Genomic DNA, 12,946 nt, shown 5'->3' with positions numbered 1-12,946 from the left:
TTGCCTTGGAGTGCGCCAGAGCAAGGGCTTGGATCAGTCCCAAGCTTCTCGATACAGCAATTGAATGGTCTTCGCATCGGGAACACGCGGGTTATTGCCGGGCGATCCGGAGGCAAGAGCCTGTTCGGACATCAAGGGCAAAAGCGCGGTCCATTTCGCCTCGTCGATACCATAGGTTTTCGGCGTCGGAACGTCCAGATCGTGATTGACTTGGCGCAGCGCTTCCAAGAGCTTGACCCTGATCGTCATGGGTGGCTACGGCCATACCGGCCTGCGCGCGTGGGTGCTTGGCGGCGCAACGCGCGGGAAGTCATGAGGAAATCCGAAGTCCCTGTTCTCATGGGACACTGATCGACGAAGGTCGGCCTATTGCCAGGAATCGCTGTCGGACATCATCGACCAGACCGTAACGAAAAGCGCCGCGATCAGCGGGCCGACGACGAAACCGTTGATACCCATGAGCGCGATACCGCCGAGCGTCGATACCAGGATCAGATAGTCCGGCATGCGGGCGCCCTTGCCGACGAGAGGCGGCCTCAGCAGATTGTCGACGAGACTGATGACCAGTATTCCCGTCGCGAGCAGGATGAAACCTTTGATGACGTCCCCTGAAAGCAGGAGGTAGAAGGCGGCGGGCACCCAGACCGCGGCAGCGCCGATCACCGGAAGCAGCGACAGAAACGCCATCACGACGCCCCAAAGAAGCGCGCCATCCATCCCCAGCAGCCAGAAAACGATACCGCCGATCGCGCCCTGGACCAGGGCGATGACGACACTGCCCCTGACAGTCGCCGTGATCACCTGTGAGAATTTGTCGAGAAACAGTTCCGTCTGGCGCGGGGTCAGCGGGCTGGACTTCCGCACTGTCGCCGACAAGGCTCTGCCGTCGCGCAGCAGAAAGAACAGGATATAGAGCAGCACCCCGACATTGGCGATTATCCGGACCGCCCCCTGGCCGAGCCCGAGGGCCTGCGGCGCCGCCCATTGCGTGACCTCCACCAGCGCAGCGTCGAGGCGCCCCTGCAGCTCCTCCAGTGAACCGATGCGGATAAAGTCGAATGCCTGCAGCACGAAGGGCGGCGCCCTTGCGCGTAGGCTCTCGAAGGCCGAGGGCAGATCGATCTCATGCATGGACATGAAGCGATAAAACCGCGCGGCTTCCCGGACAACGGCGATGAAGATCAAGGCTGACGGGATGAGGATGACGCAGACGCAGATAAACAGACCGATGCCCGCGGCGATATTCCTGCGCGGCTGCAGGCGGGCCGCGAGCACTTTCTGGAAAGGGTGAAACAGGATTGCGATCACCACGGCCCACAGGATCGCGCCGTAGAAGGGGCGGATCAGCCAGACGAACCCGACCGACGCGATCACGGTCAGGATCACGAAACTCGCCTGCTGGACCTGCCTTTGCTGCATCGCACCGCCCGGTCGTGGGTTGTCACGGAAACTTGTCAGTAAGTCGTAACCTTAGCTGAACTCAGCGTGAAGCCAAGCAGGGGATGAAGGCGACGATCCCGGTCTTGTATTCGCCGCAACACTATAGCGCCGGTCGGCGCGAGCAAAGCCGATAAAGTCAATTGGACCAAGATTCCGGAGCGCCTGGCCGAATGCTACAAACGCAGGCCTTTTACCGTTCAATTGCGCCATGTCACTGTTGACCGCCGTATCTTTTCCGGCCGGGGAACCCAACTTTGAAGCCGTGGAGGAAACCTCGCGCGCAAGGTCCGATTTGCTCGACGGTCGTCTCGGCTTCTGCGCCGCGCTGCTGGACGCATCAGCATCTGTCGCATAACCTGAACGAAAACGATCTTCGGTAAACCCGAGGCGGATCAATCCCGCGCTTTTCGGCGCTTCATTTTATGACCAGCTTTCGCGAGAAGGAATTGTCGTGCGTTCATCAGGCTCGCCGGAAGGCGGACAGAAGGTCAAACGGTCTCTCGAGGCTCGAATCTACGCGATCTATTCGACGCTGACGCCCGCCGAAAAGCGGCTTGCGGATATTCTGTTGCAATACCAGATGGATCTGCCGAGCTACACGGCCGGGGAACTGGCTGACAGGGCGCATGTCTCCAAGGCGACGGCGGCCCGCCTGATCCGCACGCTCGGCTACAAGACCTATCCCGAGGCCAAGCGTCAGATACGGGAAGATCAGCACTGGGGCTCGCCGCGCGCTGGTCTTCAGGGCGAAAGCGAGGCATTCGCGAAAAAGCCGTCCATCGCCACAACGGTTCAGATGGATCTCGACAATATCCGCGCCACCGCCGAGGGGTTGCCGCCGGAAACGCTCGAGGCGGTCAGCAATGCCATTGTCTCGGCGCGCCGCGTCTGGATCATGGGGCTTCGGAGCGGCTATGGACTCGCCCATCAGGCCGCCCACTATTTCACGCTCATGAAGAATGATGTTCAGGTGATCCCGGTCGGCGGCGGCAGCTATTCCCACGAGATCGCCTCGATCGACAAGGGCGATGTCCTGCTCGTCATCGCCTTCCGGCGCCGGCCACGGCTTCTGCCGACGATCCTCAAGGAAGCGCGGGCGGCCGGCGCGACCACCGTCCTGATCACCGATCTCAGCGCTTCGGCCAGCGCCAAGGCGGCCGAACACGTGCTGCGCTGCCGGTGCCAGTCGCCTTCGCCGTTCAATTCCTTTTCGGCCGCCCTCACGATCATCAACTATCTCGCCTGGAGCGTGGCGACCGCGATGGGCGATGCCAGCCTGAAGCGCTACGAGCGGATCGACTGGCTGGTCAAGAGGCTGGATGATGTCTCGACCCCGCAGACCCCGGGCGGCCCCGTATAGGGGCCGCCGGTCGCCTTATTCGGCCGCGAGCAGATGCGTTCGGGACGGCGGAGCCCATATACCGCCGCGCGATGTGGAAAGTCCGCAGCGCACCAGCATTTCGGCGAGGCCGACCGCCGCGGTGACGCCATCGACGACGGGAATGCCATGGCGCGCCTGAAGCTCCTTTGCAAAGCCCGTCATGCCGGCGCAGCCGAGCGCGACGCCGTCCGCGCCGGCGGCGATGCCTTTTTCAATAAAGGCCGAAATGGTGTCGAAGGCGCCGCTTTCCGCGTCCTCGAGAGCAAGAACCGGGATATCCGATGCGAAAACCCGACGGCAACGCCCGGCAAAGCCATAGCGCAGGATGTTGTCCTCTATGATCGGCGCGGAACGGGTGAGCGTCGTCACCACGCAGAAGCTGTGGGCGAGAAGCGTCACGGCATGGAACGAGGCTTCACCGATGCCGATGACCGGCCGTGTGGCGATGGCGCGCGCGGCGTCGAGACCTGTGTCATCGAAGCAGGCGATCACATGGGCATCCGCGCCTTCGGCCTCGGCGGCGGTGATCGCCTTCAAGAGGCCCGGCACGGCGAGCGCCCCGTCGAAGGGTCCTTCGATGGCATCCGGGCCATGGAGGGACTGGCGTTCCAGGATGTCCGTTCCGGGGCTGGCCCCGGCGCGCGCGGCCTCGGCAATGCGGGCGGTCATGGCGGTCGTGGTATTGGGGTTGATGACGGCGATGCGCATTGTTTTCTGCTCTCTCGAACGTGTTCAGGCCGCTGTCGGCCGCTGGTCGATCAGCGCCCCGTAGGGTATCGGGGCGTCGGTGAGATGACCGTCGCATATGCCGACCTGCCAGCGCTGATAGGCGCCGTTGTCAATTCGGGGCGTGGTCCACATGCCGTTGGCGCGATAGATATCGGTGAGTTTCACCAGCAGGTCGGGCGCGAAACGCGGGAAGGTTGCCGCCAGGAACGCGCGATAGTCTTCGGCCTCGTGGTCAAGGATCCAGTTCATGCCGCGTCCAAGCGCGCGGGCAAAACGGGTATGGGTTTCGCGCCGTTCTTCGTCCGGCTCGCCCTCGCTATAGTAGACGCTCCACGGGATATTGCCTCCGGTGACGGGAAGCGGCTGGACCACATGGCCGCCGCCGGCCGCCTCGAGCGTCACGGCGGAGGGGAAATCGATCACCAGATAATCGCCCATGCCGCCGCTGAAGAGGTCGGTCAGCATCCTGCCGTCCAGATCCTGCACGAAGTTGACGGCCTTCGGGTCGACGCCGTTTTCGCGCAGCAGCATCTTGATGAACAGACCGACGCTGGCGCCGTTGCTGCCTTTCATGGACACGGTGCGGCCGGCAAGGGCGGACCATTCGAAATCCTCTGGCCGCTCGCGCCCGACGATTGCCAGCGGCGCACGGGCCGCGACCTGGGCGAAGGGGACATAGCGTTTGCCGCGGCCGTGAAACATCGACGGTACCCAGATGCCGCCAAGGGCTGCCTGCGCCTTGCCCGTGCCGATATCATCGAGCACACGGTCCCAGGGGGACGGAACCTCGGCGGTGACCCTGAGGCCTTCCTCCTCGAAGAAGCCCTGATCGACCGCGACATATTCGGGCAGGTAGTTGAGGCTGCGGCCGGTCGCGGAAATGTGAAATGTCTGCATGATCTTCTCTTTGTCGGTGCCGTTAGGCCAGGCGTCTGCCGTCTTCGGTGTCGAAGAGCAGGGTGTCCTCGCTGCGGTAGTTGAGCGAGCAGGCTTCCCCGATCGCCATTTTGAGATGGCCGGAAACACGCACGAAAACGAGATCGGTTTCCAGTAACCGGTCGTGATCTTCCTCGCCGGTCATCAGCCGGCAGCCGATCACGGTCTCGGCGCCGAGGCGCTCGACCACCGAGACGCGCGCCGGTAGCAAGCCTTCGCCTGAGGCGTGGATCGACAGCTTTTCCGGCCGGATGCCGAAAGTCACCTCGCGCCGCTTCGGCAAGGGGCCCGGATGGTCGACGGCGAGGCGGCCGGACAGCCGCAATTCGTCCTCCCTGATCGTTGCCGGGATGAGGTTCATCGGCGGCGAGCCGACGAACTGGGCGACGAAGGTATTGGCGGGCTGGTCGTAGATCTCGTCGGGCGTGCCTACCTGCTGGACGATGCCCTTGTTCATTATGATGATCCGCGTCGCCATGGTCATGGCTTCCACCTGATCATGCGTCACATAGACGAAGGTCTTGCCGACCTTGTGATGCAGCGCCGAGATTTCCGAGCGCATCTGGGTGCGCAGCTTGGCGTCGAGGTTCGAAAGCGGCTCGTCGAGCAAATAGAGCGACGGGTTGCGCACGAGCGCGCGGGCGAGCGCCACGCGCTGGCGCTGGCCGCCGGAGAGGCTTGCGGGCCGGCGGTCGAGTAGCGGCTCGAGTTCGAGCTGGCGGGCGATGCGGAGCGTGCGCTCGGCAATGTCGGCGCGCTTCATCAGCCGTGCGCGGGCGATCATGTTGACGGCGGGCAGGTGATACCACGGGCGAAACGCATCCATGATCAGCGGAAAGGCGATATTCTCGCGCACCGTGGCATGGGGGTAGAGCGCGTAGGTCTGGAACACGAAGGCGACGCCGCGACGGCGCGGCTGCCAGTCATTGGCGATTTCGCCATCGAACAGCAGCTCGCCGGAGGTGATGTCGCTGAGGCCGGCGATCATCCGCAAAAGCGTGGACTTGCCGCAGCCGGAAGGGCCGAGAAGGACGAGAAACTCGCCATCATGGATGTCGGCATCGAAGGTCTTGATAACGGTGTTGTCGCCGAACGACTTGGAGACGTTCCTGAAGCTCAAGGCGGGCATGGCACTATCCTTTGACCGCGCCGGCCGTCAGGCCGGCAACGATCTTGCGCTGGATGAGGAGGAAAAAGACGATGGCCGGAATGCTGAACACGAGGGCAGCGCCCATCACCGCCGACATTGGGGTTTCATACTGGCCGACGAAGGAGGCAAGCCCGACGCTCGCCGTCCATTTGTCGCGATCCATCAGGAAGGTGGAGGCAAACAGGAACTCATTCCATCCGGCGAAGAAGGCGACGACGGCGGCTGCGGCGATGCTCGGCATGATCAGCGGCAGGATGATCATCGTCAGGATCGAAAAACGCGGGCAGTTGTCGATGATCGCCGACTCCTCGATCTCGTAGGGCACCGCGTCCATCGCGCCCTTGAGCACGAAACAGGCGACCGGCAAGGAAAAACCAACATTGGCGAGAACCAGACCCGCAAGGCTGTTGAGCAGGCCGAAGGTGATGAACATCGCATAGAGCGGCACCAGGATCAGCGCTTCCGGCACCACCTGGGTGACGAACAGGAAGAACCCCACCAGACCCTTGCCATGAAAGCGAAAGCGGCTCAGCGCATAGCCCGCCAGCGAGCCGAGCACGAGGCTCAACACCGTGCCGCCGGCGGCAACCAGCAGCGTGTTGAACAGCCAGAGCCCGATCGGCACCTCGCCAAGGTCATGCATCAGGGCCGGAAAATGCTTCAGTTGCGGAAAGAAGGACTGCCCGGAACCGTAAAGCTCGGAATTGGCCGAAAGCGCGGTGGCCGCCATCCAGTAGACCGGAAAGCCTGCGCAAACGAGAAGCACGCCGATCAGGAGATAGCGAAGCGGTTTTAGGGTGAGGCGTTTCTTCGTCATCAGCGCGACATCCACTTCATGCGGCGTTGTTCGAACAGGAAATGAAGACCGGCGATGGCGAGGGCCAGAACCAGCCCGACCGCGCCATAGGCGCTGGCAAGTCCGAGTTCGTGGTTCTCGAAGGCGACCTGACGGATCTTCACCACAAGCGTGCTGGTCGAACCGACAGGCCCGCCGCCGGTGAGCAGGTAGATGATATCGAAGCGGCGGATCGACCAGACGCAGACCAGAAGCGCGGCGAGCTGTATGGCCGGCCGGATATGCGGCAATGTCACCATGCGGAAGGTGCTGAGGCCGTCGGCGCCGTCGATGGTCGCCGCCTCGCGCACTTCGCCCGGCACGGATTGGAGCGCCGCAAGCACGACCAGCATCACGAAGGGCGCGACCTGCCAGACGGTGACCACCACCACGGCCGCAAGCGCCAGGTCGGTGCTCGTCAGCCAGGCATAGCGGCCAAGCCCGAGCGCCTCGGTGATCCGGTTCAGCACGCCGGAGCGGTCATTATACATCCACAGCCAGATCAGCGAGGCCGCGACATTCGGCACGGCCCAACCGAACAGAAGAATGCTGCGCACGATCGCCCGACCCCGGAACGGCCGGTCGATCGCCAGCGCCGAGATGACGCCGAGCGACACGCCGAAGATGACCGCAAGCACGGCATAGACAAGCGTGACGCGGACGGACTGGAAGAAGGACGGGTCCGAAAACAGCCGCTCGTAATTGCCAAGGCCGATGAACCGGCCGTGGTTTGGGTTGATGATCCGCGTATTGGTGAGGCTCATATACATCTGCCGCCCCAGCGGCCAGAACATGAACACCACCAGATAGAGCATGGGCGGAAGAATGAAGCCGTATGCGGCGAGCCGCGGCAGGCTTATGCTGCGTTTATGACCCTTCATCATCACTCTTCCGCCCTTTCGCTCAGAACTGCCGGTCGACCTGCGTCTGGGCCTCGGCCAGCGCATCTTCCGCGGAGGTATCCGTCAGAATGGCCTTTTCCACGGCCTGCATGACGAAGCGCATGATCTGCGGCGTTTCGACCTCATAACCCGGGATCAGCGTGCTGCGCGAGGTTTCGGCAAGCTTGGCGAAGGTCGGCGCCCAGGGGTTGGCGGCGGCGAACGCCTCCGTCACCGGCACATCGGTCGCCAGCGTATCGGGACCGGAGGCATCACGCAGCGACTGCTGACCCTCGGGGGTGACGAGCCATGTCAGGAAGGCGATGGCCTCGTCCTGATGGTCACTGTGCGAACTGACGCCCAGGAAGATCTGCTGATGGGCGCCGGGATGGGCAAACGGCAAGGCGGCGGCGCCGATATCGGCGCTTGGCAGTGCGCCCCCGGAGGCAATGTTGAGCGTGCCGCCGGAATTGTCGATCGAGAAGGCAACCTGCTTTTCCTTGAAGCGGGTGCGCTGCGTCGGCATGCTGTCGCCGATCGGGATGACGCCGGAGTCATAGGTCTCCTTGAATGCCTCGACCGCAGCCACCGCTTCCGGCGTGTTGATCGTAAGGTTTCCGTCCCCGTCGACCCAGTTGACGCCGTAGCCATAGGCCCAGTTCTGGAAATCCATGAACCAGCCGGTGAAATCGTTGATCTGGTGACGGGCGGTGAAGCCGATCACGCCCGGGTTCTTTTCCATGGATTGCTTGGCGGAGGCGATCAGCTCCTGAACGGTGGCCGGGATCGCGACGCCTTCCGCCTCGGTCACCTCGGTGTTGAAGATCAGGGCATAGACGGCGCGCTGCCAGGCGATGCCGTAGCGCACGTCATCGATCACGCCGTTTTCATTGGTGCTGTTGAGGTCGACGCCGTCGACCGCACTGCCGACATCGACCAGAAAGCCGGCATCGGCCATGGTGTAGAACAGGCCTTCCTGCATGATCGCGATATCGGGGCCCTGGCCGGCGCCCATTTCCGTTGTCAGCTTGTCGGCAAATTCGGCCGAGGGAATGGCCTCCTGCTCAAGCATCACATCCGGGTTGACCTCTTCGTATTTCTTGATCGCGGCCCAGAGATTTTGGCCGCGCAGCGCGTCAAGCCACTGCGAATTGGCGATGACCAGCGTGGTCTTGTCGCCCGATTGGGCTAGGCTCGTTCCGGGATTGCCGATTGTGGCGGCAAGGCCGATGAAAAGGGCGGAGGCGAGCAGGCCCCGTCTGCGAATTCTGTCAATCATGTTTGTTCTCCTGCTGAAGTTTGCTTTTTGTTTTGGGTCTTGAGAAGGGGTTCAGTCCGCTTTCACGCGGTGGGGCGCAAGCGGTGTGTGGCAGCTGAGGTTCTCGGCCCCGTCTGCCGTCACCAGGTAGCAGTCGCCGACATTGCAGCCGGCGACTTCCGGCTCCAGCCACTGGGCATGGAGCACGAAGGTCATGCCTTGTTCCAGAAGGTCGTGATTGTTGGACTGGATGTTGTAATTCTGGAATTTCTGCATCGAAACCGAATGGCCGACATTGGGGTTATGCGGTCCGAGCGTCGCCGGATAGACATGCATCAGTTTCCGGCCCTGGCGCTCCCAGTCTTCGTCGGGCACGTGCTTGCGGGGGACGAGCCGCGGTTTGCCGTCGTCTTCGGAGACCCAGTTATAGGGCATGGTCCGGCTGTCGGCGGAGGCGAGATAGCCGCGTTCGATATAGGGCTCGAAGGAGGCATTGGCGACATCTGATACGAGCGCGCCCGGACGGACGACGGCGGCGGCCTTTTCCACGCCCTCCACGCACATTTGAAGGACTTCCTCCTGCTTGTCGGTGATATTGCCGACGGCGATCATGCGGGCGATCTGGGCGGTGTACCCCTGATAGATCACGGCGGAGATATAGAGGTTGATCAGGTCGCCGTTGCGCACGACATGGCCGTAGGGCTTGCCGCAATGGGTGCCGTAGCGGTTGATGCCGATCTGGTACCCGTCGCCGGTCTCGCCGCCGCGCGCCATCTGGGCATAGGTGAAGGCGGCATAGATCTCGTGGTCGGTCACGCCGGGCCGGATTACATGATAGGCGGCCTGGATGCCGATATCGGCGAGCTGGGCGGCGGCGCGCACCACGGCCTGTTCGCGCGGCGAGCGGATTTTCTGCATCCGGTCGATGATCGCGGAACCGTCGGCAAAGGCGCTTTTGGGCAGATGCGCCTTGAGCCCATCCCAGTAAGGCCTTGAGGTGGCATCGCCGATGAGGCCGATCTGGGCGACGGAGAACCCCTCGCGTTGAAGGAAATCGCCGACCGCCTGCACCACCTTGTCGACGGTTTTGCCGGGGCGGTTGTAGGTCTCGCGGCCCCAGGTGCCGACCTGCCAGATATCCTCGACCAGAACCGGCTCGCCCGCCGGCGGCAGCAGGACCGAGCTACTGAAGATCGAAAACATTGTCAGCGGCTTGTCGTCATCGGTCGGAACCACCAGAACGCCCTCACGCGCCCAGTCGCAGACATAGCGCAGATAGGAGTTCGACACCTTGTAGGAGCCGATCGAATCCGCGTGGATGAGGATGACGTCATACCCGGCAACCGTCGCTTCCCGCCGGATGCGGCGCAGCCGGTCGACGAATTCGCTTTCCGGCAGCGGGCCGACCGGCTCGAACTCGAAAGACGGCTCAAAACCATCCAGAAGACGCTCGAACCGAAGATCGGCTCGGAAGGCGGAAGGGGCAGGACTGAGGGCGGTCATGATATGTCTCATCAATGCTATGGATGAGGACAGACTACAGATGAAACTTTTTTTGCAAATAGCGCGACTGCATGAAGTTTCGGCACTTTGAGCATTGAGTGTGCAGAGTCTAATTTTTTCGCGATTTTTATTTCCAAACGACGCAGGTCCTTAAATTACAGCTATCGTCAGGCTGTTGGAAAGGCGAGCTATTTCCCGATTCGGCGACACGGAGCTTGAAAAAAATATTTTATGAAAACGCGAAAAGTCATCATTTGCGTATTCGCGACTGCCTGTTTCGCAGTCAGCAACCCGGTAACAACGCACCGGAAATGACGTCTTCTCGCCATTTGCGGGCCTTGCGAAGGAGGCAATCCGTCACGCTTGTCTCATCTGGCCAGGAGGTAACTCATCCAACGTCGGGCAGGCGGCTGTTTCGATCTTCCGCTATCGTCTTCCGTATCCGCAAGTCGGCGGAGGAGGGACCGATGGCGAGGGTGAATGGCGTTGGTTCGCGGACCCACCGGTCCTTGTACGGGTCCCAGCCGCAGAGCCTGCGTTCCGGAATTGCGAGCCTGATGCTCCGCTTTTCCATGGGTGCGAGAACCGTCTTGGCGAAGGCGACAAGGCGTAGCGGCGCCCCGGTTTCGCTGATGAGGTAGATCTGGGCGACCTCGCTGCCCTTCCGCTCCGATCGGTTGAAAAGATCGACTTCAACTGTCAATTGCTCTCCCCCGAAAACCAGCCGCGCATCGACATATTCGATCTGTGCGTAACCAAGCCCGTGACCGAAGGGGAATTGCGGCCGCGTGCCGCGCGCGGCAAAGCCGCGATAGCCGATGGCCGTTCCTTCGGCGTAGACAACCTTGCCGTGGGCCTCGGGTCGCCGGGTGAGCCCGCCGTAGTCCTCGCCCTGGGCGGGAAAACTCTGGGGCAGGCGCCCGCCCGGCTCGGCTTTGCCCGTAAGAATGTCGGCGAGCGCGTTGCCGCATTCCTGGCCCGGATACCATAATTGCAGGATCGCCGGCACTTTATGCGCCCAGGGCATAGCAACCGGCCCGCCGGACTGCATGACGACGATCGTCGAGCGGTTTGCTGCCGCCAACGCCTCGATCAGCGCGTTCTGCGCGGGCGGCAGGTCGAGGCTTTCGCGGTCCTCCGCCTCGGTTTCCCAGTCGTCGTTGAGGCCGGCGACCACGACGACCGCATCGGCCTTGCGCGCGAGCGCCACGGCGTCCTCGATCGAACCGAGCGACGAGGGCGCCCTGAGGCCGAAGCGCACGGCCTTCAGCGTGGTGGTGATGCCGTCGCCGCAGGCGTAATCGACGCTGATTTCATAGCGTTTTCCGGCTTCGAGATGGACCCGGCCGCGCCGTTCGGCGCAGCCATGGCCGAAATAGCTGAAGCCGCGCGTCCAGCTTTCCCATGCTTCGAGAATAGGTTCACCATCGATGGCAAGGCGGCTGGTGCCCGCGCTCATCAGGCCGATCTCATGCCATCCCGTTTCGCGCGCCTCGTAGCGTGCCGAAAGCCGCGCTGAAAACGCGCGGTGATCCACTTCGGGCGCCACCGGCCCGAACCAGCGGAACTCGCTCCTGGCGCCGGTCTTGGTCAGCACCGGCGGGCCGCCAAAATCGGTTCCGGCGAAGAAGGCGATGTCGACGGGCGCGTCGATCAGCGGCAGGTAACGGTCGCCGGGACAGCCGAGCGCATAATCGACCGTCGCGTGGGGAAAGGCGGCGCGGATGCCTTCGAGCGGAGAGATCGCATAATGGGCGTTGATCTGTGCCGAGCCGCCGCCGAACATCACCGCCCTTGCCGCATTGGGGCCGATGACGGCAATGCGGCGGGGCGTCGGGTCTGCAAGCGGCAGTAAACCGCCGTCGTTCTTCAGCAGGACGGCGGCCTCCGCGCCGGCGCGGCGGATCAGGGCCCGCGTTTCAGGCCGGTCCTCGGCGCGCTCGGTCTCCAGATCGTCAGTCGTTTTCGCACCAACGCGCTCGATCAGCCTCATCACCCTTCGGGCGGCATGGCGAACGGCTTCGCGCGGCACTTCGCCGTTTTCAACGGCCTCGACCAGCCTTTCGCCGCGGAATTTCCCCGGTCCCGGCATTTCCAGATCGAGTCCGGCGAGAAGGGCTGCTACCGTTGAATGGGTCGCCGTCCAGTCCGACATCACCACGCCGTCAAACCCCCATTCCCGGCGCAGAATGGTGTCGAGCAGCCATGGGTTTTCGGAGGTATGCACGCCGTTGAGCGCGTTATAAGCGGTCATCACGCAGGCAACGCCGGCCTCTTTCACCGCCGCCTCGAAGGGCGGGAAGTAGATTTCGCGCAGCGTCTTCTCGTCGATCTCGGAACTGGTCGTGCGGCGCTCATGCTCGCATTCATTGCCGATGAAATGCTTGATCGTGGCGGCGACGCCCTGCGACTGGACGCCCCTGACATAGGCGACCGCCATGGCCGAGGCGAGGACGGGATCCTCGGAAAAACACTCGAAATTGCGCCCGTTGAGCGGGTTGCGGTGCATGTTCACTGTCGGGCCGAGCAAAATGCGCGCGCCCTTCGAACGCGCCTCGCGAGCCAGATCCGCGCCGATTTCATGGACGAGGTCGGGATCGAACGTCGCCGCGAGCGCGATCGCGACCGGATAGGCGGCGGATCGTACGCCGCCGGAAAAATCCTCCCCGCGCGCGCCATTTGGGCCATCGGTCATCTTCACGGCTGGAATGCCGAGGCGCTCGATCGCCGCCGTGCGCCAGAAGGACGCGCCGGAAAGCAGGCTGACCTGCTCGGCAAGCGTCATCGCGTCGAGCTTTTCGTCGAGGGTCTTGTCGGTCATGTCCAAATATCT

The 12,946-nt window shown here is 62.9% G+C and carries 11 protein-coding genes; 1 reads left to right on the top strand and 10 read right to left on the bottom strand.

Translation table 11 applies throughout. From position 1 onward, the window contains the following. Positions 1 to 33 precede the first annotated feature (33 nt). Both B4E36_RS10930 and B4E36_RS10925 read right to left on the bottom strand, forming a co-directional pair. On the bottom strand, positions 34 to 249 hold the full coding sequence (locus B4E36_RS10930; RefSeq protein ID WP_292059303.1) for a hypothetical protein: 216 nt from the start codon (positions 247 to 249) through the stop codon (positions 34 to 36). Positions 250 to 366: 117 nt separating this feature from the next. Further along, positions 367 to 1,419 (bottom strand): AI-2E family transporter, encoded by a 1,053-nt coding sequence (locus B4E36_RS10925; protein ID WP_292059305.1) that lies wholly within the window; start codon positions 1,417 to 1,419, stop codon positions 367 to 369. 472 nt (positions 1,420 to 1,891) lie between these two features. On the opposite strand from B4E36_RS10925, the gene B4E36_RS10920 reads away from it, so the two are divergent. Then, on the top strand, positions 1,892 to 2,800 hold the full coding sequence (locus tag B4E36_RS10920) for a MurR/RpiR family transcriptional regulator (protein ID WP_018063388.1): 909 nt from the start codon (positions 1,892 to 1,894) through the stop codon (positions 2,798 to 2,800). Positions 2,801 to 2,815: 15 nt separating this feature from the next. Here the strand turns inward: B4E36_RS10920 and B4E36_RS10915 are convergent, their stop codons facing one another. The 8 genes from B4E36_RS10915 to B4E36_RS10880 all read right to left on the bottom strand — a co-directional run bounded on the left by B4E36_RS10915 (position 2,816) and on the right by B4E36_RS10880 (position 12,934). Further along, positions 2,816 to 3,529: an aspartate/glutamate racemase family protein gene (locus tag B4E36_RS10915; protein WP_292059307.1), complete on the bottom strand. Its 714-nt coding sequence runs from the start codon at positions 3,527 to 3,529 to the stop codon at positions 2,816 to 2,818. 24 nt (positions 3,530 to 3,553) lie between these two features. Further along, positions 3,554 to 4,447, bottom strand: a complete 894-nt coding sequence (locus B4E36_RS10910; protein WP_292059309.1) for an ABC transporter substrate-binding protein — start codon at positions 4,445 to 4,447, stop codon at positions 3,554 to 3,556. Between the two features lie 22 nt (positions 4,448 to 4,469). Further along, positions 4,470 to 5,615, bottom strand: a complete 1,146-nt coding sequence (locus B4E36_RS10905) for an ABC transporter ATP-binding protein (protein ID WP_292059311.1) — start codon at positions 5,613 to 5,615, stop codon at positions 4,470 to 4,472. A gap of 4 nt (positions 5,616 to 5,619) precedes the next feature. Continuing rightward, positions 5,620 to 6,453 carry a carbohydrate ABC transporter permease gene (locus B4E36_RS10900; RefSeq protein WP_292059313.1) on the bottom strand — a complete coding sequence of 278 codons (834 nt, stop codon included), beginning with the start codon at positions 6,451 to 6,453 and terminating at the stop codon, positions 5,620 to 5,622. After that, on the bottom strand, positions 6,453 to 7,352 hold the full coding sequence (locus tag B4E36_RS10895) for a carbohydrate ABC transporter permease (protein ID WP_292059316.1): 900 nt from the start codon (positions 7,350 to 7,352) through the stop codon (positions 6,453 to 6,455). The genes B4E36_RS10900 and B4E36_RS10895 overlap by 1 nt, the downstream gene beginning before the upstream one ends. Positions 7,353 to 7,374: 22 nt before the next feature. Beyond that, positions 7,375 to 8,631 carry an ABC transporter substrate-binding protein gene (locus B4E36_RS10890; protein ID WP_292059318.1) on the bottom strand — a complete coding sequence of 419 codons (1,257 nt, stop codon included), beginning with the start codon at positions 8,629 to 8,631 and terminating at the stop codon, positions 7,375 to 7,377. A 51-nt stretch (positions 8,632 to 8,682) separates the two neighbouring features. Continuing rightward, entirely contained in the window at positions 8,683 to 10,113 is a 1,431-nt protein-coding gene (locus B4E36_RS10885) for a M24 family metallopeptidase (protein WP_292059320.1), read from the bottom strand. A 388-nt stretch (positions 10,114 to 10,501) separates the two neighbouring features. After that, a complete protein-coding gene (locus B4E36_RS10880; RefSeq protein WP_292059322.1) occupies positions 10,502 to 12,934 on the bottom strand; it encodes a beta-glucosidase in 2,433 nt (810 codons plus the stop codon). Positions 12,935 to 12,946: the final 12 nt, after the last annotated feature.

The organism is Martelella sp. UBA3392, from assembly GCF_002358775.1.
Classification (GTDB): Bacteria; Pseudomonadota; Alphaproteobacteria; order Rhizobiales; family Rhizobiaceae; genus Martelella; species Martelella mediterranea.
Note: the sequence above shows the minus strand (reverse complement) of the source record. Positions and strands in the feature narration are given on the sequence as shown.

What these genes read in the sequence shown, in the direction of transcription:
- B4E36_RS10880 (WP_292059322.1), bottom strand. Translation starts at nt 12,934, where the DNA reads ATGACCGACAAGACCCTCGACGAAAAGCTCGACGCGATGACGCTTGCC.
- B4E36_RS10900 (WP_292059313.1), bottom strand. Translation starts at nt 6,453, where the DNA reads ATGACGAAGAAACGCCTCACCCTAAAACCGCTTCGCTATCTCCTGATC.
- B4E36_RS10885 (WP_292059320.1), bottom strand. Translation starts at nt 10,113, where the DNA reads ATGACCGCCCTCAGTCCTGCCCCTTCCGCCTTCCGAGCCGATCTTCGG.
- B4E36_RS10905 (WP_292059311.1), bottom strand. Translation starts at nt 5,615, where the DNA reads ATGCCCGCCTTGAGCTTCAGGAACGTCTCCAAGTCGTTCGGCGACAAC.
- B4E36_RS10890 (WP_292059318.1), bottom strand. Translation starts at nt 8,631, where the DNA reads ATGATTGACAGAATTCGCAGACGGGGCCTGCTCGCCTCCGCCCTTTTC.
- B4E36_RS10925 (WP_292059305.1), bottom strand. Translation starts at nt 1,419, where the DNA reads ATGCAGCAAAGGCAGGTCCAGCAGGCGAGTTTCGTGATCCTGACCGTG.
- B4E36_RS10930 (WP_292059303.1), bottom strand. Translation starts at nt 249, where the DNA reads ATGACGATCAGGGTCAAGCTCTTGGAAGCGCTGCGCCAAGTCAATCAC.
- B4E36_RS10915 (WP_292059307.1), bottom strand. Translation starts at nt 3,529, where the DNA reads ATGCGCATCGCCGTCATCAACCCCAATACCACGACCGCCATGACCGCC.
- B4E36_RS10910 (WP_292059309.1), bottom strand. Translation starts at nt 4,447, where the DNA reads ATGCAGACATTTCACATTTCCGCGACCGGCCGCAGCCTCAACTACCTG.
- B4E36_RS10895 (WP_292059316.1), bottom strand. Translation starts at nt 7,352, where the DNA reads ATGAAGGGTCATAAACGCAGCATAAGCCTGCCGCGGCTCGCCGCATAC.